This window comes from Bradyrhizobium sp. 142 (assembly GCF_023074015.1).
Lineage (GTDB): Bacteria > Pseudomonadota > Alphaproteobacteria > Rhizobiales > Xanthobacteraceae > Bradyrhizobium.
In genome coordinates, this window is record NZ_JADPKQ010000198.1 from 47490 (window position 1) to 69240 (window position 21751).

20 protein-coding genes and 1 pseudogene are annotated in these 21751 nt (G+C 62.1%); 13 read left to right on the top strand and 8 right to left on the bottom strand.

The annotated features are described in order from the left end of the window. Positions 1–2: 2 nt before the first annotated feature. Entirely contained in the window at positions 3–1025 is a 1023-nt protein-coding gene (locus IVA82_RS17575) for a sugar ABC transporter substrate-binding protein (protein ID WP_247389194.1), read from the bottom strand. Between the two features lie 122 nt (positions 1026–1147). Further along, positions 1148–1267: pseudogene (locus IVA82_RS17580) on the bottom strand (globin); the annotation flags it as partial. 463 nt (positions 1268–1730) lie between these two features. Here IVA82_RS17580 and IVA82_RS17585 point away from each other — a divergent pair. The 10 genes from IVA82_RS17585 to IVA82_RS17630 all read left to right on the top strand — a co-directional run bounded on the left by IVA82_RS17585 (position 1731) and on the right by IVA82_RS17630 (position 12509). Further along, a complete protein-coding gene (locus IVA82_RS17585) occupies positions 1731–2093 on the top strand; it encodes a DUF2946 family protein (protein WP_247389193.1) in 363 nt (120 codons plus the stop codon). A gap of 85 nt (positions 2094–2178) precedes the next feature. Then, positions 2179–4578, top strand: coding sequence for a TonB-dependent receptor (locus IVA82_RS17590; RefSeq protein ID WP_247389192.1), 2400 nt, complete (start codon positions 2179–2181; stop codon positions 4576–4578). After that, entirely contained in the window at positions 4575–5816 is a 1242-nt protein-coding gene (locus tag IVA82_RS17595; protein ID WP_247389191.1) for a sialidase family protein, read from the top strand. Before IVA82_RS17590 ends, IVA82_RS17595 begins: the two co-directional genes overlap by 4 nt. Continuing rightward, positions 5813–6310 carry a TlpA disulfide reductase family protein gene (locus tag IVA82_RS17600; RefSeq protein ID WP_247389190.1) on the top strand — a complete coding sequence of 166 codons (498 nt, stop codon included), beginning with the start codon at positions 5813–5815 and terminating at the stop codon, positions 6308–6310. The genes IVA82_RS17595 and IVA82_RS17600 overlap by 4 nt, the downstream gene beginning before the upstream one ends. A gap of 28 nt (positions 6311–6338) precedes the next feature. Beyond that, a complete protein-coding gene (locus IVA82_RS17605) occupies positions 6339–6860 on the top strand; it encodes a copper chaperone PCu(A)C (RefSeq protein ID WP_247389189.1) in 522 nt (173 codons plus the stop codon). A gap of 31 nt (positions 6861–6891) precedes the next feature. Then, positions 6892–7410, top strand: coding sequence for a YcnI family protein (locus IVA82_RS17610; RefSeq protein ID WP_247493437.1), 519 nt, complete (start codon positions 6892–6894; stop codon positions 7408–7410). After that, positions 7410–8972, top strand: a complete 1563-nt coding sequence (locus tag IVA82_RS17615; protein WP_247389187.1) for a CopD family protein — start codon at positions 7410–7412, stop codon at positions 8970–8972. The genes IVA82_RS17610 and IVA82_RS17615 overlap by 1 nt, the downstream gene beginning before the upstream one ends. Positions 8973–9126: 154 nt before the next feature. Next, complete coding sequence (proS, locus tag IVA82_RS17620; RefSeq protein WP_247389186.1) at positions 9127–10446, top strand: proline--tRNA ligase; 1320 nt, start codon at positions 9127–9129, stop codon at positions 10444–10446. A gap of 73 nt (positions 10447–10519) precedes the next feature. Then, positions 10520–11800 carry a lipoprotein-releasing ABC transporter permease subunit gene (locus tag IVA82_RS17625; protein WP_247389185.1) on the top strand — a complete coding sequence of 427 codons (1281 nt, stop codon included), beginning with the start codon at positions 10520–10522 and terminating at the stop codon, positions 11798–11800. Positions 11801–11807: 7 nt separating this feature from the next. Then, positions 11808–12509 (top strand): ABC transporter ATP-binding protein, encoded by a 702-nt coding sequence (locus IVA82_RS17630; RefSeq protein WP_247389184.1) that lies wholly within the window; start codon positions 11808–11810, stop codon positions 12507–12509. 126 nt (positions 12510–12635) lie between these two features. Here IVA82_RS17630 and IVA82_RS17635 read toward each other — a convergent pair whose 3' ends face one another. Continuing rightward, a complete protein-coding gene (locus IVA82_RS17635; protein ID WP_247389183.1) occupies positions 12636–13715 on the bottom strand; it encodes a zinc-binding alcohol dehydrogenase family protein in 1080 nt (359 codons plus the stop codon). Between the two features lie 106 nt (positions 13716–13821). Here IVA82_RS17635 and IVA82_RS17640 point away from each other — a divergent pair, with 106 nt between their 5' ends. Next, a complete protein-coding gene (locus tag IVA82_RS17640; protein ID WP_247389182.1) occupies positions 13822–14604 on the top strand; it encodes a helix-turn-helix transcriptional regulator in 783 nt (260 codons plus the stop codon). 51 nt (positions 14605–14655) lie between these two features. On the opposite strand, the gene IVA82_RS17645 is transcribed toward IVA82_RS17640, so the two are convergent. The 4 genes from IVA82_RS17645 to IVA82_RS17665 form a co-directional block, all read right to left on the bottom strand. After that, complete coding sequence (locus tag IVA82_RS17645) at positions 14656–14910, bottom strand: avidin/streptavidin family protein (protein ID WP_247389181.1); 255 nt, start codon at positions 14908–14910, stop codon at positions 14656–14658. Positions 14911–14923: 13 nt separating this feature from the next. Continuing rightward, positions 14924–16429, bottom strand: coding sequence for a CHAD domain-containing protein (locus IVA82_RS48550; RefSeq protein WP_256469670.1), 1506 nt, complete (start codon positions 16427–16429; stop codon positions 14924–14926). 390 nt (positions 16430–16819) lie between these two features. Further along, positions 16820–17701 carry an MBL fold metallo-hydrolase gene (locus IVA82_RS17660; protein WP_247389180.1) on the bottom strand — a complete coding sequence of 294 codons (882 nt, stop codon included), beginning with the start codon at positions 17699–17701 and terminating at the stop codon, positions 16820–16822. Positions 17702–17709: 8 nt separating this feature from the next. Next, the gene (locus IVA82_RS17665) at positions 17710–18699 is read right to left on the bottom strand and encodes a tripartite tricarboxylate transporter substrate-binding protein (protein WP_247389179.1); all 990 of its coding nucleotides are present in this window, start codon (positions 18697–18699) and stop codon (positions 17710–17712) included. A gap of 134 nt (positions 18700–18833) precedes the next feature. Here IVA82_RS17665 and IVA82_RS17670 point away from each other — a divergent pair, with 134 nt between their 5' ends. After that, a complete protein-coding gene (locus IVA82_RS17670) occupies positions 18834–19631 on the top strand; it encodes an IclR family transcriptional regulator C-terminal domain-containing protein (protein WP_247389178.1) in 798 nt (265 codons plus the stop codon). 300 nt (positions 19632–19931) lie between these two features. Here IVA82_RS17670 and IVA82_RS17675 read toward each other — a convergent pair whose 3' ends face one another. Continuing rightward, positions 19932–20453 carry a response regulator gene (locus IVA82_RS17675; RefSeq protein ID WP_346658801.1) on the bottom strand — a complete coding sequence of 174 codons (522 nt, stop codon included), beginning with the start codon at positions 20451–20453 and terminating at the stop codon, positions 19932–19934. A 291-nt stretch (positions 20454–20744) separates the two neighbouring features. Between IVA82_RS17675 and IVA82_RS17680 the strand changes: the two genes are divergently transcribed. After that, the gene (locus tag IVA82_RS17680; protein ID WP_247389177.1) at positions 20745–21479 is read left to right on the top strand and encodes a Crp/Fnr family transcriptional regulator; all 735 of its coding nucleotides are present in this window, start codon (positions 20745–20747) and stop codon (positions 21477–21479) included. Positions 21480–21751 lie beyond the last annotated feature (272 nt).

Consider the following 21751-nt stretch of genomic DNA (forward strand, 5'->3'; position numbering starts at 1 on the left):
GCTCAGATCAGGAAGTGATCCTGCATCCACTGCATGCCGGCAGCGTTGGCTTTGGTCACGACCGGGCCGTCGGTGACGACGTTTTTCGGGATGCCTTGTCCGCTCTTCTCGGCGCCGACGACCGCGGAAACGCCCGCGATAATGGCGCCGCCATGGATGCGGCAGGACGGATTGCGCACGGTCGCGAACATGCGACCCTCGCTCACCGCCTGGATCGCCGGCGGCATGGCGTCGACGCCGCCGATCAGGATGTTGGTGCGGCCTCGCGCCTTCATGATGTTGGCGGCGGCAAGCGCCATGTCGTCGTTGTGGAAGAACGCCGCGTCGATTTGCGGATATTTCGTCAGGTAGGTTTCCCAGAGCCGCGCGGTCTTGGAGACGTCCCAATCGGCCGGCTGGGTGTCGAGCACCTCGATGCCGGGGAATTGCTTGACGACCGTGTTGAAGCCCTTGGCGCGGCCCTGCGCCCCGGTGTGGCCGAGCGCTCCCTGCGTCATGATGATCTTGCCCTTGCCGCCCATGGCGTTGCAAAGCGCCTGCGTCACCGAGGCGCCCATGAACTCGTTGTCGGGGGCAAGGAAGGAGTGGACGTTGATCTGGTCGAGCGGGGCGATCAGCGTGTCCATGTCGATCACGGGCGTGCCGGCGTCGATCATCTTCTGCACCGGCTGGGTGAGGGTACCAATGCCGAAGGCTTGGATCGCGACGAAATCCCATTTCTGCGAGGCCATGTTGTCGATCGCCGCGCGCTGCTTCACGGCGTCAAGCTGGCCGTCGAACCAGGTCACCTCGACGTTGAACAGCTTGCCCCAGAACTCCGCGGCCTGCTTGCCTTGTGCGCACCACGTCGCCTGAAGGCCCGCGTTGGAGAATGCCGCCTTTAGCGGCTTCTCAGATCGTCCGACTTCGGCCGCAAGGGCGGGGTTTATGCCCATGCTGCCGAGGATCGCAGTCGCGGCGCCGGCGGTCGCAGCCGCCTGAAGAAGATCGCGCCTGGTCGTCGAGAAATCTTTCGTCCCGGACATCGCTCGCTCCCATAAATTATGTCGTCGGCGCGTCATTGATTGCGCGACCGATGCGAAAGTGTCTCACAATCGGGAAGTTCACGCCACCCAATCTGCTATCGCGCGGGATATCGCCCGCGTCTCGGATGCTCGCGGAGCAGACGTTGATAAACCAGCGAAATGAGATCCGCGCAGCGCAACGCCGCGATCTCAAAACTCTGTTCGATTCGATTGGATGAGGCGTTCGTCGGCGCTTCAGCCATGCAGACAAAAAAAGAGCGGGGCCCTAGCCCCGCTCGAAAATTGTGTCGACCCTATTATCCCCGATTCTAAGATTTGCTCTTGATTGACGGGGCGACGCTGCGTTTTGCGCGCCAGGGGCTCCTCCCGAGACTTGGACCACCAGACTTCAACCTCACGGTCAAGCCTGAGCAAGGGGATGCTAGATCAACTTTTCTCACTTGTCATCATTTTCGGCAACGAATGTTCAAAATTCGAGCAATCAACGAAATGTTCGGGCTTTTCGCCGCATAAGCATATGACAAATATAGGAAATCTGTAGAGAGGTAGGGCGACGGGACTGCCTCATTTGCCGGACTTTCCCCCAGTGGAGCGCCCCGACCACAGTTTTCGGGAAGTTTGCGCTGGCCCAAGCGGGCGGCGGAACGGACCTCGACTCGACCCCGGCGCGGTGTTTAGTTAGCAGGTGAACGAATGGCTCGGCGGATGCGCGGACGACTGCAAAAATTCCTACCCATCGTCCTGCTCGCGCTGGTGATGCAGGTGCTGGCGCCGATTGCCGCCTACTTGGCGGCAGGTCAGGCCGTTGCCGATCCGCTTCAGACCGCTGTCATCTGTCACAATGCGAGCGAGCAGGGCGGTCAGAATGACCCGGCCGCACATGCCGGTGCGTGCGCGCTGTGTTGCCTGGCCCAGGCCAACGCGTCATTTGACTCGCCGCCGCAGGCCGCGCTTTCGATTCCTTTCCGCCACGTCGAACGTGTGGTGTGGCGCGAGGCGGAAGCCCCCGCTGTCGCCACCCTTAGGGGCTCAAGCGCCCAGGCGCGCGGGCCGCCCCATTCTTCCTGACGACCTTCGACGTCGCTGCGGCCCGTCCGTCGGCGATTGATGCTGTCAATTGGCCGGCGATGGCTGCCGGCGTCAGGAATGCCCCATGTTACGTTGTCATGCCCGCCGCGGCGTGAGTGTCGTGGCCGTTCAGGCCGCGCTGCTTGCGTCATCGAGTGGAGTTTTCGCTCAAACCAGCAGCGCGGTGCTGCCACCGGTAACGGTCGATGCCCCCGCACCGGCAAAGCCCAAGCCGGCAATCCGGCAATCGAGACCGCGCTCTGCTTCCCCGGGTCACTCGACCAAGCCCGTTGCACGGAACGCAACCCTCAATGCTCCGGCCCAAAACACGGCAGCGTCAGCCGGCGCCGCGCGAGATGGTCTCAATCGGTCGCCCGCCGGTCAGACCTCGACGACCATCGATCGCAGCCAGTTCGACAACCGACCATCGTTTTCGGTCAGTGACGTGTTGCGGGACAGTCCAGGTATATCGGTCAAGCAGGGAAATGGACCGCGCGACTTCGGCATCTCGATTCGCGGATCGAACGCGCGGAATGGGTTCGGCAACCGCAATCTCCTGATTTTCGAGGACGGCTTTCCTGTAACCCAGCCAGATGGACTGTCGCGGAGCGATCTGATTGATCCTCACGCCTATGGTGCTATCGACGTGATCCGCGGTCCTTCGTCGGCGCTCTATGGCAACTACGCGACCGGCGGGGCACTTAATTTTCGAACGCGGCCGGGCGGCACGATCGATGGGGTCGAATCCGGCGTCGATGGCGGCAGCTACGGCTATCTCAACAACTATCTGGCGGCCGGCAAGAAGGTCGGAAATTTCGAGGGTTCGCTATTCGCGAGTGACGTGCGGGGTGATGGCTATATCGGCAATAGCTGGTTCAACACGCAGACCGTCAACTTTCTCGGAACGCTCAAAGCGACGCCGGACGATCGCTTCACGGTCAAGGTTGTCAACAACGACTTGAGCGCGCGGCTGCCGATCCGCTCATCGCTGAACCAGTACTATCAAAACCCTTTCCAGCAGGGTTGCGCGACTGGTGCGACGGCCGCACCCGGATGCGGCACGGTTACGCTGTTTAACAATGGCTTCAACCCAACTGCCGGAACCGACAAGGAGACGGCCGTGCAGGCCGGCCTCGGCCGTAACGACCGCCGCACGATTGTCGGAGGGCGATGGGAGCATGATTTCGACAATACGACGACATGGCGAAATCAGTTTACCTTCGACGACAGGAACATCAGCCAACCGACGGGGACGACCAGCGCTACCGGCGACTTTCCGTCGTACAACTACATGAGCGATCTGACCAAGCGCGGCGAGATTCTCGGGATTGAATCGACCGCGTTCTTCGGCACCTTCTATAATACTCTGACTGCATCGAGCGACACGCGGAACGTGATGCCTGGCGGTAACGCTACGCTCGGCAGGTTGTCGAGCAATCTCTATAGTGAAACGACCAACTATGGTGTTCGTGCGCGCGAGGAACTCAAGCTGACGACGTCCTTGACGGCAGTCGCTGGCGTCGGTTGGGAAACCACCGTTCTGAAGGGCATCAACACGGCATATGCATATGCCGGCCCCACCGGAATCACGACTACAACGCTTACGACCGCGGATCGGCAGTTTCAAAATGCCGCGCCCGAGTTGGCGCTCCTCTACAACCTAAATAACGAGTGGCTGTTCCGGGGGCGCGTCGCCACGGGGTATGGTACTCCGCAAGTTTCGAATCTCTTTGTCCTTCCAACCGGGCTGTCGGGCAACAATACCCAGCTCCAGACTCAGAAGAATCTTGGATACGATCTGGGCTTCGACTGGACGCCGAACAGCACGCTCAAGCTGAGTGCGACCGGCTTCTACGAATTTTTCCGCAACGAGATCGTCAGCCAGGCAACAGCTATTGCCGGCGTCAGTTACTCCTTCAATGCGCCACGATCGGAGCATCGCGGCATCGAGCTTGCGGCTGACTGGAGATTCCATCCGGGCTGGCGGTTCATTGCGGCGTACACTTATCTCGACGAAATCTACACCGAATACGTCGAGAACATCCCTAATGGCGCTGTCTTCAGCTTCAACCGGGCAGGCAACAAGATCCCCGGCATTTCACCCAACGAATTGACCGCTCGGGTGGGCTACGATGAGTTTGCCGGACCGCTCACGGGTCTCGGAGGCTTCCTCGAGATCCAGTGGAAGGACTCCTTCTATATGGACAATGCGAATCTGCTGAAGGCGCCCGGTTACGAACTCGTCAACGTAAACGTTCACTACAAGACCGATCTGGTGTCCGACTCCTTCAGGTCCTTGAACTTGTTCCTCGAAGTCAGAAACGTGTTCGACCGTACCTACGTTGCCTCGGCAAACAACATCGCCAACACGGTAACGGCGACCGGCATTCAAAATCCTGCGAGCGTGCTTGCAAACACGACGGGGTCGATCTACGCGGGCTCGCCGCGCACGTTCGTTGCGGGTATGAAGGTGGCGTTCAGATGATCCGGGCTCTCGAAGGGAGTAGGGCCACGGTCCGAACTGGCTTGCTCGGAATAGTCGCCCTCGCACTGTTGCAGAGCACCGCACTTGGGCAGATGCATGGTCAGCATGGATCGGAGGCCGCCTGTGACGAGCCGACGCTGCGCTGTGCAACCAAGGTGACGCCTGCATTCGGTCCGGACGGGACGCTGTGGGTGGCCTGGATGGCGGGTGGGCAGGTCTCGGTCGCGAGTTCGCCGGATGCGGGGCACAGTTTCTTGCCCCCCAGCCAGGTCACGACGAAGCGGCTGAATCTTGATTGGGGGCCGGATGCCCGACCGAAGATCGTGGTCGATCGCAAGGGCGGCATCGCGCTCGCATTCTCGATCTTCAAAGATGAGGCATTCAACGGCCAGGTGCTCTATACGCGCTCGGGCGACGGGGGGAAGAGTTTTGCGGAGTTGAAGCCGATCACCGCCAGCAACGAGAGCCAGCGTTTTGAAGCGCTGGCGCTCGATCAGGATGGAACGGTCTTTGCGGCCTGGCTCGACAAGCGCAATCGTCTCCCTGCGAAGCAGGCAGGACAAAAATACGAGGGGGCAGGGCTGTTCTTTGCTTCGTCGCGCGATGGCGGTGCCACCTATGCAGAGGCCGGTCTCGCACGTGATAACACCTGCGAATGTTGCCGATTGGGGCTGACGTTTGCGGCGCCGGGGCGGCCGGCCGTGATCTTCAGAAATATCTTCGAGGGCGGCGTGCGCGATCATGCCGTCATGACGTTCACCGACGTCTCGACGCCAGGCGAAATCCATCGGGTCAGCAACGACGATTGGCAGATCAACGCTTGCCCGCATCACGGGCCGAGCCTGACCGTTGCGCCGAACGGAACCTATCACGTCGCCTGGTACACCAATGGAAAGGCGCGGAGGGGGCTGTTCTACGCCTATTCTCGCGACGAAGGCCGCACGTTCTCTGCGCCTATGGCGCTGGGCCGACCAGATCGCAACCCGACGCGCCCCTTTGTCCTCGCCGGCGCGCTGGGAACCGTGATGGTCTGGAAGGAGTTCGACGGCGAGAAGACTTCGGTCCAGATGATGTTGTCCCACGACGATGGCGAGACGTGGTCGTCGCCCAGGACCATTTCGAGCACATCGGATACCTCCGACCATCCCCTGCTGGTTTCCAATGGCCGACGAATGTACCTGTCATGGATGACGAAGGCGGATGGCTATCGTCTCAGAGCGATTGAGGACCAGCCATGAGACGTCGATTTGCAGGCATTTTGGGATTGGGTATTCTGATCGCGTCAGCGTCTGCGCTCGGAGCACCTGCGGCTCTCAAACCATTTGAGCGGGGCTCGTGGCAACGCGTGCTGAGGAGCCATGCGGGTCGTCCGACGCTCGTCCACTTCTGGGGTGTAACTTGCGGGCCCTGTAAGATCGAGCTGCCGTTGCTTGGGGAGTTTGTGAAGGACCATCCTGAGATTGATGTGGTCACGATCAGCGCAGATCTCGTACCCAACCTGTCGGCCGCGACGCAATCGATGCTCGACAAGGCAGGGCTTTCGTCGACCGAGAATTTCATCTTCGGTGATGGCTTTGTCGAGCGTTTGAGGTTCGAGATTGATCCTGCCTGGCAGGGCGACATCCCCAGGACAATGCTTATCTCTCGGGACGGAACCATTGCGACAATCGAGGGGTCGGCCCAAATTGCCGATCTCGAAAAATGGTCAGCCGAACAAATCTCCACACATTGATACTCAGTCTGCAAAACAGGATCTCGATATGAAGGCTATGTTGAAAGATGGGCTGCTCGCGGCGTTCGCTCTCGCACTTTTCGTCGTTCCGGTTCGCGCCAGCGACGTCAAGGCCGGCGATCTCGTGATCTCGCAGGCCTGGAGCCGCGCTACGCCGAGCGGTGCAAAGGTCGCCGGCGGCTATCTCACGATCGAGAACAAGGGAGCTGCGCCGGACAAGCTCCTCAGCGTCTGGGCGGAGATCGCGGGCAAGGGCGATCTCCACGAGATGACGACGGAGAACGGCGTGATGAAAATGCGCCTACTGGACAAGGGTCTCGCAATCGAACCGGGCAAGGCTGTGAAGTTCGCGCCAGGCGGCTACCATTTGATGCTTCAGGAGCTGAAAGCGCCGCTCAAGCAGGGCGACAAGGTGCCAGTGACGTTGGAGTTCGAGAAGGCCGGGAAGGTTGCAGTGACCCTCGACGTCCAGGGCGTCGGCGCCCAGGCGCCCAGCGATGGCGGCCAAATGATGAAGAAAATGCCGGATCATTCGGGAATGAAGATGTGATGAGGGTGATCTAATTTCTGGGAGAGCGAGCATGTCGACAACACCTTGGCTGATCCTGCTCGGCGCGCTCGCCGCATCGCCTGCGGCGGCGCACATCACGCTCGAGACCAAGCAGGCGAGGATCGGCTCTTACTACAAGGCCGTCTTCGCCGTGCCGCACGGCTGCGCGGGTTCGTCCACGATGAAGATCCGCGTGCAGATCCCTGAGGGCGTCATCGCGGTGAAGGCGATGCCGAAGGCGGGCTGGAGCGTCGATGTGGTCGAAGGCAAATATGCCGGCGAATACGACTATCACGGCAACAAGCTTTCCTCCGGCGTCAAGGAGGTGGCGTGGTCCGGCGGCAAGCTGCCGGACCACAATTACGACGAGTTCGTCATCAGCAGCTTTCTCACGGACAGTTTGAAGCCGAACACGACCCTGTATTTCCCTGTCGTCCAGGAGTGCGAGACCGGCGTCAGCCGCTGGATCGAAATCCCGGCAGAGGGGGCAGGGAATTCGCACGAGGGCAAGTCGCCGGCACCTGGCGTGAAGCTGTTGCCAAAACCCTGATGCGCCTTCTCGCCGCGCTCGCGACGCTGCTCCTCGTTGTCGGTTTCGCGACGACAGCGTTGGCGCACGCGGCACTGGTATCGGCCGAGCCGGCGAGCGGCAGCATGCTTACGACCGCGCCGAAGGCGGTGGAGCTGCGCTTCAACGAGGCCGTGACGCCGGGCGCGATCCGGTTGATCGACGGCGCGGGCAGGGCACGGGACGATGCGCGCATCAGAGCATCGGGCGAGACCATCTCGATTGCGATGCCGCCGGACCTGCCGCAGGGAACGACGGTTGTGAGCTACCGCGTGATCTCGCAGGACGGCCATCCCATCGCCGGATCGGTGATCTTCTCGATTGGCACGCCGACGGCGACACAACCTGACGCGATGGCGGAGCGCGGGCTGAACGCGCTGATCTGGCTTGCGCGGATCGGTCTCTATCTCGGGCTCTTCGTCGGCGTCGGCGGCGCGTTCTTTGCGCGCTGGATTGCAGGGTCGATGACGGGCACGACCGTGCCGCGCGTCGCGCTCGCGATTGGCCTTCCCAGCGCCATTATCTCGCTCGGCGCGCTGGGTCTTGATCTCCTCGGCCTGCCGCTGGCGGCTCTGACGACTATTGCCCCCTGGAAGGTCGCATTCGCGACCAGTGCCGGTCCCGCCATGCTGGTCGCCATCGCCACGATGCTGTTCGCGATGATGGCGCTGCGCGGCGTGTGGTACGTGCGCGCACTTGCTGTCATCGCGTTTGTCGGTGTCGGCCTGTCACTCGCCAAGACCGGGCACGCCGCGACGGCGCCGCCCGAGGTGTTGACGCGGCCGGCGATCTTCCTCCACGGACTCGGTGTCGCCTTCTGGATCGGCGCATTGGCGCCGCTGGTTGCGGTTGTGTCTAAACCGACAGCAGCAACATTGCCGGTCGTGAACCGCTTCTCCCGTCTGGCCGTGCCGGTCGTCGGCATGCTGGCATTGACAGGCCTTGTGCTCGCGATCGTTCAGCTCGAAAAGTTGTCCGCGTTGGTTGAGACCAGATACGGCCTCCTTCTCTCGATCAAGTTGGCGCTGGTCCTGACCCTGCTGGCCCTCGCCGCGATCAATCGCTTTCGCCTGACCCCGGCGCTGGCAAGGGATCACAAGACTGCGCTCGCATTGAAGCGCTCTATCCTGTGCGAATGCGCGATCGCGCTTGGCATCTTCGCTGTGGTGGCCGGCTGGCGCTTCACGCCCCCGCCGCGAACCATCGTTCCGGAGACGCCGCTCGCGATCCACATCCACACCGACAAGGCCATCTTCCAGGTCCTGGTGTCGCCGGGCAAAGCTGGTGTGGACGATTTCGTGCTCCAGCTCATGACCGGCGAGGCGATGCCGCTCGCGGTCAAGGAGGCGACGCTGACGCTGAGCCTGCCCGAGCGGGGCATCGAGCCGATCGAGCGCGCCGCCGAACTCGGGCCGGATGGCTACTGGCACGTCCGCAAGGTCGAGCTTCCCTTTGCCGGCCGCTGGCATATGCGCATCGATGCGCTGGTGACCGATTTCGAGAAGATCACGCTGGAGGACGAGCTCGAGGTGGCGCCGCCCTAAAGTCGCCTTGGCTGTCACCTCAAGTTGAACCTGAGGTCGACGGAAAAATGACAGGAATTTCGCTGCCTTAGCGGCTTTTCCTCAGTCCCGGTCTTGTATTTTCGCTCCCAATCCGGTTTCACTGCAAACCGTCGCTGATTCTTCGAGTATTGCCATGCGGTTGTCGCGGTTCTTTCTGCCAATCCTGAAGGAAAATCCGAAAGAGGCGGAGATCGTCTCGCATCGCCTGATGCTGCGCGCGGGCATGATCCGGCAGGAAGCTGCCGGCATCTACGCCTGGCTCCCGCTCGGCTTTCGTGTGCTCAAGAAGATCGAGCAGATCGTGCGCGAGGAGCAGGACCGCTCCGGCGCGCTGGAACTGTTGATGCCGACGCTCCAGCTCGCCGACCTCTGGCGCGAAAGCGGCCGCTACGACGCCTACGGCCCGGAGATGCTGCGTATCGCCGACCGCCACAAGCGCGAGCTGCTGTACGGGCCGACCAATGAGGAAATGATCACCGAGATCTTCCGTGCCTACGTGAAGTCCTACAAGAGTTTGCCGCTCAACCTCTATCATATTCAATGGAAATTCCGCGACGAGCAGCGTCCGCGCTTCGGCGTGATGCGCGGACGCGAATTTTTGATGAAGGACGCCTATTCCTTCGATCTCAACGAGGCGGCGGCACGCGTCGCCTACAACAAGATGTTCGTCGCGTACTTGCGCACCTTTGCGCGGATGGGGCTGAAGGCGATCCCGATGCGCGCCGAGACCGGGCCGATCGGCGGCGATCTGAGCCATGAATTCATCGTGCTCGCCGAGACCGGTGAATCCGGCGTCTTCATTAATCGCGACGTGCTGGACCTGCCAGTGCCGGGCGAGGATGTGGACTATGAGGCCGATCTGACGCCGATCATCAAGCAGTGGACGTCGGTCTACGCTGCCACCGAGGACGTCCACGACGCCGCGCGGTTCGAGCAGGAAGTCCCCGAGGACAAGCGCCTGAACACCCGCGGCATCGAGGTCGGTCAGATCTTCTACTTCGGTACCAAATATTCCGAAGCGATGAAGGCGATGGTGGCCGGCCCCGACGGCGTCGACGTACCGATCCATGGCGGCTCCTACGGCGTCGGCGTCTCGCGTCTGCTCGGCGCCATTATCGAGGCCTGCCACGACGATGCCGGCATCAAATGGCCCGAACCCGTGGCGCCGTTCCGCGCCGTGGTGCTGAACCTCAAGCAGGGCGATGCCGCCGTCGATGCGGCCTGTGAGAAGCTCTATGTGGAGCTCAGCGCCAAGGGCGTCGACGTGCTCTATGACGACACCGACCAGCGCGCCGGCGCCAAATTCGCCGCGGCCGACCTGATCGGCATCCCCTGGCAGATCATGATCGGGCCGAAGGGGCTCGCCGACGGCAAGATCGAGCTCAAGCGGCGCAGCGACGGCGCCCGCGAGACGATGTCGCCTTCGGACGTCGTCGCACGCCTGGTCGGCTGAATATTGTTCATCGCGCGATGTCGAGGCCGCCAATCCGGCCACATTTGACCCCGAATCATGGGATTATCGAGCGATGGATGAGACCATGACCGAAACCGCGAAAACCGCGCCTTTTGCGCCATTCGAGTGGATGCTGTCGGCGCGCTACTTACGGGCGCGCCGCAAGGAGGGATTCATCTCGGTCATTGCCGGGTTCTCCTTTCTCGGCATCATGCTGGGCGTGGCGACGCTGATCATCGTGATGGCCGTGATGAACGGCTTCCGGAAGGAGCTGCTCGACAAGATTTTGGGCCTCAACGGCCATATCCTGGTCCAGCCGCTGGAATCGCCGCTGACCGATTGGAAGGACGTGGCCGAGCGGATCAGCCAGGTCGAGGGCATCCGGCTCGCAGCCCCCGTGGTCGACGGACAGGCGCTGGCGTCCTCGCCGTGGAATGCCTCGGGCGTGCTGGTGCGCGGCATCCGCTCCGACGACCTCAACAACCTCACCTCGATCGCCAAGAACATCAAGCAGGGGTCGCTCGACGGCTTTGACGAGGGCCAGGGCGTCGCGATCGGCCGCCGTTTGGCCGACCAATTGTCGCTGCATGCCGGCGACAGCGTCACGCTGGTGGCGCCGAAGGGCGCGGTCACCCCGATGGGCACGACGCCGCGCATAAAACCCTACAAGATCGTCGCGGTGTTCGAGATCGGCATGTCCGAATATGATCTCGGCTTCGTCTTCATGCCGCTTGCGGAAGCGCAGGCCTATTTCAACCGCAGCAGCGACGTCACCTCGATCGAGGTGTTCACCACCAATCCCGATCGCATCGATGCGTTTCGCAAGGCGGTGACGGAGGCCGCCGGCCGGCCGGTGTTCCTGGTGGACTGGCGCCAGCGCAACTCGACCTTCTTCAACGCGCTCCAGGTCGAGCGCAACGTGATGTTCCTGATCCTGACCATGATCGTTCTGGTCGCGGCGCTCAACATCGTCTCCGGCCTGATCATGCTGGTGAAGGACAAGGGCAGCGACATCGCGATCCTGCGCACGATGGGCGCCTCGCAAGGCTCGATCATGCGGATCTTCCTGATCACCGGCGCCTCGATCGGTGTGGTCGGCACGCTGGTTGGCTTCTTCGTCGGGCTCGTGATCTGCCTCAACATCGAATCGATCCGGCAATTCCTGTCCTGGCTGACCAGCACCGAGCTGTTTTCGCCAGAGCTTTATTTCCTGTCGAAACTGCCCGCCGAGATCGACATCGGCGAGACCACGGCGGTCGTCATCATGGCACTGACGCTGTCGTTCCTTGCGACGCTCTATCCGTCCTGGCGCGCCGCGCGCCTCGATCCTGTCGAAGCGCTGCGGTACGAGTGAGGGGTTGATGGAGCAGCACGGGGCTGAAGATGTACCGGTCATTTATCTCCACGAGATAAAGCGGCAGTACTTGCAGGGCGAGGCGACGCTGACGATCCTGGACGGCGCCAAGCTCGCGCTGTGGGCCGGGCAGTCGGTCGCGCTGGTGGCGCCGTCGGGCTCGGGCAAATCGACGCTGCTGCACATAGCGGGCCTGCTCGAAGCCCCCGATTCCGGCGAGGTCTATGTCGGCGGCGTGCCGACCTCGCAACTGCCCGACATCGAGCGTACGCAGCTGCGCCGCACCGATATCGGCTTTGTCTACCAGTCGCACCGGCTGCTGCCGGAGTTCTCGGCGCTGGAGAACGTCATGATGCCGCAAATGATCCGCGGCCTGAAGAAGTCCGAGAGCGTCAAGCGCGCCAAGGAGATCCTGGGCTATCTCGGGCTCGGCGACCGCATCACGCATCGTCCGGCCGAGCTGTCGGGCGGCGAGCAGCAGCGCGTCGCGATCGCGCGCGCGGTGGCGAATGCGCCGCGGGTGCTGTTCGCGGACGAGCCGACCGGCAACCTCGATCCGCACACCGCGGACCACGTCTTCCAGGCCCTGATGCAGCTCGTGAAGGCGACCCAGGTCTCGATGCTGATCGCGACCCACAACATGGAACTCGCCGGCCGCATGGACCGGCGCGTGTCACTGTCGGACGGCCAAGTGGTCGAGCTCGAATAAGAAACGCGAAAATAATCCCATGCACAGTAGCCGGCCTCTGCGGCGACGATCGGGGTGAGGCGCTCCAGCTCTTTGATATCTCCGGCAAACCGGCTGCGGCGGCGCATCGCCGCAGCGTACGGGGTGTCACGGCCTGATCACCGTCAATTTGAACGGCCCTCCATGGGCCGCAGCATGCGCCACCGCGTCGTTGGCCTGGTCGAGGTCGAAGGCCTTTGCCTCGTATTCGTCCAGCCGCAACAGCCCGGATCGCACCAGCGCGATCAGGCGGCTGGCCGCATCCGGCGGATACATCCAGACGCCGTGGATGCTGATGCAGTTGCGCATGATCCAGGGGTAGGGCAGCTCGAGCCCGGCGCCGCCCGCCATGCCGACCCCGCCCATCAGCGCGACGCGGCCATAGGGTCGCACCGTCATGATCGCGGCGCGCACCACGGTCGTGCTCACTGACGGCGGCATGATGTCGAGCACGCAATCGATTGGCCCCAGCGCCGCGCGCTTCATGCTCTCGCGATCGTCGTCCTCAGTGCCGGAGAGCTTGACTGGCCTCACCCGGCTGCCGAAGCGGCGGACGAGATCGGCGAGAATGTGTTCGTTGCGGCCTGGCGCCACCACGCAGGCCGCGCCCATGGCGAGCGCGACCGATACGGCCGCGCTGCCGAAATTGCCGGTGGCGCCGCTCACCAGCACGGTCTCGCCGGGCTGAAGGTTGGCGGCGAGGAAGCCGCCATAGGGCACCAGCAGCGTCCCCAGCGCGCACCATTGCGTGGCTTCCCCGGACGTGATCGCATCGAGGCGTTTGACGTTCTCGGTCGGCACCCGCATTTGCTCGGCAAACGAGCCGTGGCGAAAGTGCTTTTGCAGGAGCAAGCCGCCCGCACCGGCGGCAGTCAGGCCTTGCAGGGCGATGTCGGGCGCGATGACGTCGTCGCGCGAACGCACTGTCGGGTCGCAGAACACCCAGTCGCCGATCGCGAGCTTGGTTGCGTCCGGGCCGATCGCACGCACCCTGCCGATGCCGCCCGGGCCGGGGATGATCGGCAGATCGAGCGCATAGTTGCGCACCCCGCTGAAGACCTCGTTCATGTAGGACAGCACGCGGGTCGCGACGACTTCGACGATGACCTCGCCGGTGCCGAGCACCGGTTCCGGGGCATTCTCGATCACCAGCGGCGATCCGAGAGATTTCAGTACTGCGGCTTTCATGGTGTCCACCTCATGTTCGGGTGAGGCCGATATCGGGCGTCCTTGAAGGCAAGAAGACCTGGTATTATCCTAGTATTATTCGGTCCCTCCATCGCGGGAGCAAGCCATGGCCGACCCACGACGCGTCGAATTCGGCGATTTCCTCAGGTCCCGCCGCGAAAAGCTGTCGCCGAAGGTCGTCGGGCTGCCCGCCGGTCAGCGGCGGCGCACTGCGGGCCTGCGCCGCGAGGAGGTCGCGCAGCTCGCCGGCATCGGCGTCGACTGGTACATCCGGCTCGAGCAGGGCCGCACCGTCAGCCCGTCGGTCACCACCGTCGATGCGCTGGCCCGCGCACTGCGCCTCAGCAAGACCGAGCATGCCCATCTCAAGGCGCTGGCACGCGACGGCGACAAGCGCGCATTCACGCGCGAAACCGTGCCGCCGCCGATCCTGCGGCTGATCGAGAGCCTCAGCCATCCGGCCTACATCACGGGCCGGCGCTGGGACGTGCTGGCCTGGAACGCGGCCGCGGAGGCGGTGTTTGCGTTCGGGCGGCTGCCTGAGGAGGATCGCAACACGATGCTCCTGATGATGACCAACAAGCAGACGCGCAAGGCTTACGGTGCAGCCTGGGCGGACGTGGCCAAGCGCATGGTGGCGATGTTTCGCACCACCCACGACGTCTGGGCCGGCGATCCCGCCTTCGCGGACTTGCTGGCGCGGCTGCGGCAGGGCAGCCCGGAATTCGTCAAATGGTGGGAAGCCCACGAAATCCGCAGCACCATCTCGGGTCTCAAGACCATGTCCCATCCCACCCTGGGCGTGCTGCATTTCGAGCATACGAGTTTTCAGGCCAATGACGATCCGGCGCTGAAGCTGGTGATCTATACGCCGGTAACGGGGGAGTAGGCGGCGTATCCGACCCCGCTAACGAGCAAGAGCAGGAACACCGCGACCATGCTAACGCGCGGCTTCTGGTGAATACCGGGCTTCTGAATATCGGGCTTCGTGGCGGCTTGGGAATTCGGCGATGCATCGTACGGCGACAAAGCCGATACAATTGCCCCTGTGAAACCCGATGACCGGCACCGATTGGCCATAGAAGCCGCTGTCTTCGAGCGCGGTTTCGAAATTGCCCTCGATGCGGCCCTCCGCATCGCTGGTGATGCGCAAGATTGAGCCGAATTGATTTTGCCAATTGCCGACCCACGCCATGGTGCTCCCAAGATCACTCGCTCGGTTCGACACTGAGGCGACGCAATCGGCGCAGCTCCCTCGATGCGTCCTCGATCAAGTCCTGAGCCGCTTCGCGTTCCTGTCCCACGATGAATCCTGCTGCAAAAGCCTGCGCTCGCCGATTTGCGGGAGGCGCCGTCAATGCTGCCTCGGTCGCCAACGCGCGATGCGCCATGAAATCGTTCAACGATCCCAGGGCGGACTGAATCCGTTTCAGCCGGTCGGAAAGGCCGGTCAGCTCGCTCTGGTCGCGATCACGATAGAGGCTTGCGTAGAAGTCGATGGCATACCGGATTTTCTTGATCCTGATCCGCAATTTGTGCCGCTGCCCTGGATCGAGGTCGCTCAGCTGCTTGCCTTGTTTTCGCGCCTTCTTCACCCGCCGGTCGAGCATTCCCGCGGCGTAGGCTGCGATCGTTCGATCATCAGCGCTGCGGGGTCGTTCGGATTCTATCCACTCGGCTGCATCAATCAAAAGACGGCGGTAGCGGGCCGAATCAACCGCGTCACGGGCGCGCCGGAAGGCGGCCATCCGCTGCCCGGAGAATTTCTTGAAGATCGCGCGAGACCCACGTTTCGGGACGTCCTGCTCGGCGATCGGCTGAATGCTTTCCTTCAGAAAAACGTCGATCTCTCGCGCCGGCGCAAGTTCGCCCGTGAGCCATCTGAGCTCAGCCTTGATCCGGGCCGTGCTCGCGCGCGGCAGGATATCGTCGAAGAGGGAGATGGCCGCCCGCAACCGCCGCAGGCCAACGCGCATTTGATGGACGCCCTCGGAATCCATGTTGCGCACCGGATCGGCGTTGTCGGTGATGTGCCGAAGTGTCGAATGCGCGATTACACGGAAGGCATCTCGCGGTGAAAGCTCGTGCTTCAGCCGGATCGGCTCGGCGCGTTGCGCGCCTTCGCCTTCTCGCGCCAGGAGCCGGTAGCCTTGCTCGGATTTCGAGCGCAGATCGAGCTCGGCATCGGTCTTGCGCTCGATGTCTCGCGCCAAACGAAACAGATCTGCGACATGCCCGGACTTCAACTCCAGTTCAAGCTCGGCGATAGATCGCGAGCGGTGGCCGGCGCCGATCCGGCCGCGGTCGACCGCGAGCTCGATCTGGCTCCTCCGGACCCGCCGTATCTCCGCTGTCCGATGCACGTCGGTCTGAAACACCGGTCTGAGCTTGCGAGGGAGTTTTTTGGTGGCCACGCCGTCGAGCGCTGTGTTCCTCGCTCGCTTGAGATCAGGCTTTGCGCCGCTGACCTCATGCTCCCATTCGCCTCGCGTCACGCTCCCCGGGCCGCTCGCTTTCACGGTTTGTACGTAGCGGCCTTCGACCCTGCGGACCCGAAGCGTGAGGCCATTTCGCCTCAGCTTGTGTTTGCTCGTATCGTAGTAATTTGACACGAGCGCCTGCTCGGATCGATCGCGCCGGCCGCTGCCGTTCCGCAGGATGGATGCCAGCTTTCGTGGCGCAACCTGGAATTTGAGTTCCGTTTCTGCGTTCATTGCGCGTGCTTCCGTCACTCGATTTTAAAGTGGCGCGACGGGGGAAGTTTTTAAAGTGGCGCGACGGGAGAAGTTCCGGGCGGCCAGCATTGCGGTTCGTTGGGGAAGGCCGTGAGAGGTCATGGAGACTTCGCGGAACTTGGGCATAAGCGGTCAATTGATAAAAGCATCCGATCCATCGCAGGAGGATCTCGTGAGTAGAGCGAGCATGATCGCGATCCTTGTCGGACTGAAAGCGTTCCCCACCGAGCTTCTAGGCCAGTGACGATCCGGCGCTGAAACTCGTGATCTACACGCCGGTGAAGGCATCGAGCATTTAGTCTGAGCGTACGGACGCCGAATTCGGGTGGCTACGCTGAAATGATCTATCGGAGCATCGCCGCTGTGCTCTCATCGGGGCGAACGCCGAACGGTTACCGTGGTGCCAATTTCAAACGACATCAGGTCCTCTCCCACCTCGAGAGGTCCCGCGTAGGTTTCCCGGGTTTGGGCGACGAGTTCCTGAATCGACGGGGGAGCGATGTCCTCGCCGGCGAGCATCACAAGATGGGTGTAAGCCGCAAGCCTTGGTTTCGCCCTCGCAAACACAAGTCCCGCCTCCTGCGGCGTTGTGTGGTGGTTGAGAATGCGCCGGATGTGGGGGTCACACGCCAATTCGGGGCGTGCCATCGCGACTTCGTGGATCAACAGATCGGCCCCGGCGCCGAATTTGACAACGTTCTCGTTGTAACGCGTATCCCCCGAGATCACTGCGGAGCGCCCGTCGTATTCGACACGATAGCCGTAGGCTGGCTTGATCGCGTCACCATGGTCGACCGTGAAGGCGATCACACGCAAGCCGCCGCTTTCGTAAACGATGCCGTCTTGCGCGAACTCTTCCGTCGTGATGGCGGCGTGCTGCCTTGCAAGTTTTTCGTCCTCCACCCGAATTTCGACGTCGCGGGCGTAAGCCGCCTCCAGATGACGCATCAGTTCGTTCGTCCCCGTCGGCCCGATCACGTGGAATGGCTTTTGCCGCGCAGCAAAATATGAGCCGAGCCAGCCTGTCAGCCACAGATCGGGAATGCCGATGGTGTGATCGGAATGAAAATGGGTGAGCAGCAGGGCATCGATACGGCCGATCGGAACCCGCAGCTCAAACAGTCGGATGGTGGCGCCGCGCCCGGCGTCGATGAGAATAGTCCGATCGCCGGCCTGGATCAGCGTAGCTGGACCAAAGCGGTCGGGACGGGGAATAGGAACCCCCGTCCCGAGCAATGTCACCCGAAACATCGAAGCCACTAAGGTGCCACCTTGATGTTGGCCTCGGTCACCACCTTCTTCCAGTGCGCAACCTGTTCGCTCACCAGACTGCCATATTCAGCGGACGTCCCGCCGACCGCTTCAGCACCAAGCTTGGCAAATGCCTCGCGAACGGACGGCTTGGCGAGCGCCTTGTTGATGGCGGCGTTCAGTTGCGCGACGACGGCCGGCGGCGTCCCGCGCTTCACCGCGAATCCGGTCCAGTCTTCCACCACGAGTGAGGGAAATCCTGCCTCCACGATGGTGGAAACTTCGCTCAGCGCCGCCACCCGTTTCGGTCCGGTGACAGCCAGGGCACGCAGCTTGCCCGTCATGATGAGGTCGATGACGGGAAGCATGGTGATGAACATGAATGCATTTGTGCCGTTGAGCAGATCGCCAATGGCCTGGGGAAACTGCTGATAGGGCACGTGCTGAGCCCGTACCCCGGCCTCCAGCTTGAATTGCTCGCCGATGAGATGCGCAGGCGTGCCAAATCCGCCAGAGGAAAATGTCAGCTTGTCCGGCTGGCTTTTCAGGAGGCTCACAAGTTCTGCAACGGTGTTTGCTGGCACTGACGGGTTGACCACCAGGACATTGTAGGACACGGCCGCCTTGATCAGGGGCTCGAAATCTTGTTCGAGGTGATACGAGATGTTGGGAACCAGTGACGGAGCAACCGTCGATGGTAATGACATCGCCAAAAGTGAATGCCCATCTGCAGGCTGGGTCAGAACATCCTGAGCTGCAATCATGCTGACGCCACCGGACCGGTTTTCCACGATCACGCGCCAGCCCTCGGCCTCGGACAATTCCTTGGCGATGATGCGGCTGATGATATCCGGCGGCGTGCTGGCCGAGTTCGGGACGACAAAACGAATGGTCGTCGAAGGGAACGAGGATTGTTGTGCTCCGGTTGAAACTCCACTCGCGGCCCAAACAAGGACCGTGGCGGACGCGATCAACGGGCGCAGCGATCGCCGCATCATGATTGAACTCCTAGGTGTTGGATCGCGGTCTGCGACAGTGGCACCTTCGGCTCACTCGGCACCGGTGCGCTAGCGAAAACGACGTGCATTCCGGATTGCGGAATGCTACGTTCCGCATTGAGGAATGCACAGCGATGGCCAGCGGTCCCATCATCAAGGGTTTGGAAAGGGGCCTGCGCGTGCTTCAGGCGCTGAAAATGCAGCCTGACTCGTCGCTGCATGAGCTGCACATCCTTACGCGAATCTCCAAGCCGAGCCTGCTGCGCATCCTGCATACGCTGGCGGAATCGGCCGTGGTCACAAGGCGTCTGGCCGATGGGCGCTACCGTGTCGGATCGAATCTTTTGCAACCGCCGTCCCGGCGTGAGCATCGCGATCGCATCGCCGAGGCTGCCGCTCCGGTTCTCGAACGACTTTGTCAGCGGGCCTCCTGGCCCTCAGACTTGATGGTGCCCTCGGGAGATCACCTGGAGATTCGAGAGACTACCCGAACCCGGAGCCCCTTCTTGCTGGACCGGGAGCGCGTCGGTTGGCAGGTGAATTGGTTACTGACTGGCGTCGGCAGGGCTTATCTCGCGTTCTGTCCCGCGAAGGAGCGGCAGCGGGTGATCAACTTGCTACGTTCGTCCTCCCGGCCCGAGGACCGCCTAGCGCGGGATCCGGAAAGGCTGAACGCGATTCTGGCGGAGACACGGGCGCGCGGATACGGAACGCGGGATGCAATGCATCTCGGCGGACAATACGGTGGTCCGCCGCACGCCGACGGGTTGCTGGCGATCGCAGTGCCGCTCCAAGATGACGGCCGCACCATTGGAGCCATCAACATGCTGTGGCTCCGCCCTGCCTTTACTGTTGAAGCATTTGCGGCGCGCTATTTGTCGGATCTTCAGGCTGCCGCGGCGGAAATCGTGGTCTCGTTGCGAAAGCGCTGACGTCGCCGGCTCTGTTGGCGGAAAGCGCTCGAGATCCGCAGCAGTGCCTCGTGTGGCAGGACCATGCCTCACCTTGCCAATGGCGGGCTCCAAGCGCTTCCTTGCAGCGTGCCGCGAAGGCCACGAGGTATTCGCCGATCTCTTCGGCAAAAGCGTCAGTGGGCTCGATATCTTGCGCGCTCATGTTGAGCGCATAAACCGGCAGGCCCTCGATCATGATCGGCGTGGCGACGCGATGTGCCCGTGGCGAAAGTCAGGCTCGCATCTATCAGCAACCGTTTTTTGACCCGGCGCGTGTTGTCATTGTCCCATCATCTCACCCAGCAGGCCCGTGAGTTCGGCCATGGGATAAGGCTTTTGCAGATAGCGCCCGCCCTCCGGCAGATCGTCGTCTCGCAATTTGACCTTACCGGAAGTGGCGATGATCCTGATCGGTGGCCAACGGAAGCTGATGAGGTGGGCGAGCTTCAGTCCGTCGATTGAACCTGGCATCTGAACATCGGTAAAGACCGCACGAATATCAACCCGTTTTTCGAGTATCGAGATTGCTTCGATTGCGCTTCCGGCTTCGATAACGTCAAACCCGGCGGCCTGGAGCGCTTCAGCGGCCGTCCATCGTAGCAGAATATCGTCCTCGACAACGAGCACGAGGGGGCGAGTGCAGGCGCGATGCTGCATGACGTGGCTTCCTCGGCAATATGGCAGGACGCGCCCTTTACCCGCTTCCTCGGGCAGATGCGCTTCACCCTGTTCCTTCGTCGGGTACCGGACAAAGGCGGTGTTGTAAGGCGAACGACGAATTCCGTCGTTCGTTCCGGCCAAGAGGCAAATTTATGGCCGATTTTGAGTTATTTGTCTCAATCTGCGATATCGCGTCCGGTTATCCGCTATGGGAGCCGAAGTGGTCGTTTAGCGTACACATAGATGCCCGTGACGCGAATAGATCACACTTGCGCGTCAGAATGTGCTATACGTTTTGTAGTATCCGTCGAAATGGCCAAGGACCGGCCCAAGACGGGTACCGGACCGACAAGGGTTTGTGCCGATCCTAGTATCAGGCAAATACCCGCGGAGCGCCCCCTCGGAGCGCGCAATCTTTCCCCTGCGGTACCCATGCCCGACCGATCGGGCCGAAAGCCGCAATTGCACGCACCTTCGCCCAGTTCGCTGGATAACAAGCTACTTGCATCGTTGCCGCGCAGGGATTTCGATGCGCTCGAGCCGCATCTGGTGACGAGGTCGCTGGCGCAGGGCGAAGTCATCTATGAGGCCGGCGCCGAGGTCGATCACGTTTGTTTTCCTCACAACGGCATGGTTTCGATGCTCGTGGTGATGCGGGACGGCAAGGCAATCGAAACTGCGACGGTCGGGCGCGAAGGCGTGGTCGGTGCAATGGCCGGGCTGGGTTTATATACGTCACTCGTTCGCGTGGTGGTCCAGTTGCCGCTTCACTGCAGCAAAATCGCTGCTGCGCCGTTCCGGAAAGCGGTCGGTGCCAGCGATGCGCTTCGCGATGTCTGCGTGCGCTACAACGAGGTCATGTTGACACAGGCTCGCGTCACTGCCGCCTGCAATGCGCTGCATCAGATCGACGAGCGCTTCTGCCGCTGGCTGCTGCAATCTTCCGATCGCGCCGCGAGCGACACTGTCAGCCTGACCCAGGAACTGCTCGCAGAAATGCTCGGCGTCCGCAGGACGTCCGTGACCGAAGTTGCGCGCAAGATGCAAGACAAAGGCGTGATCACATATGCGCGCGGCGTCATCAAAATCCTGGATCGAGACGCATTGAAGCAGCTGTCCTGCGAGTGTTACGAGACCCTCGTGGAGCAGGAGGCGACCCTCACCTAATTCGAGCGGGCGGCGATATCGGAGGATCAGCGGCCAGTCGCCTGGTTTCGACATGCCCGCATTTGATGCACTCGAAAGTTCTGTCTTCAATACCATCGGCATCGAGGACGACGTCGGTGCCGATCATTCGCATCTGACACTTGGGGCACCGCGGACGTATCGGCAACAGCTCGGGATCGGGCTTCGGCATTGATCGCCTTAGCCTCGAGTTCCGATTTCACGGAATGCCGCCGCGACCCGCTGCATTGTCTCCGGCGTTCCGCGACGCTCGA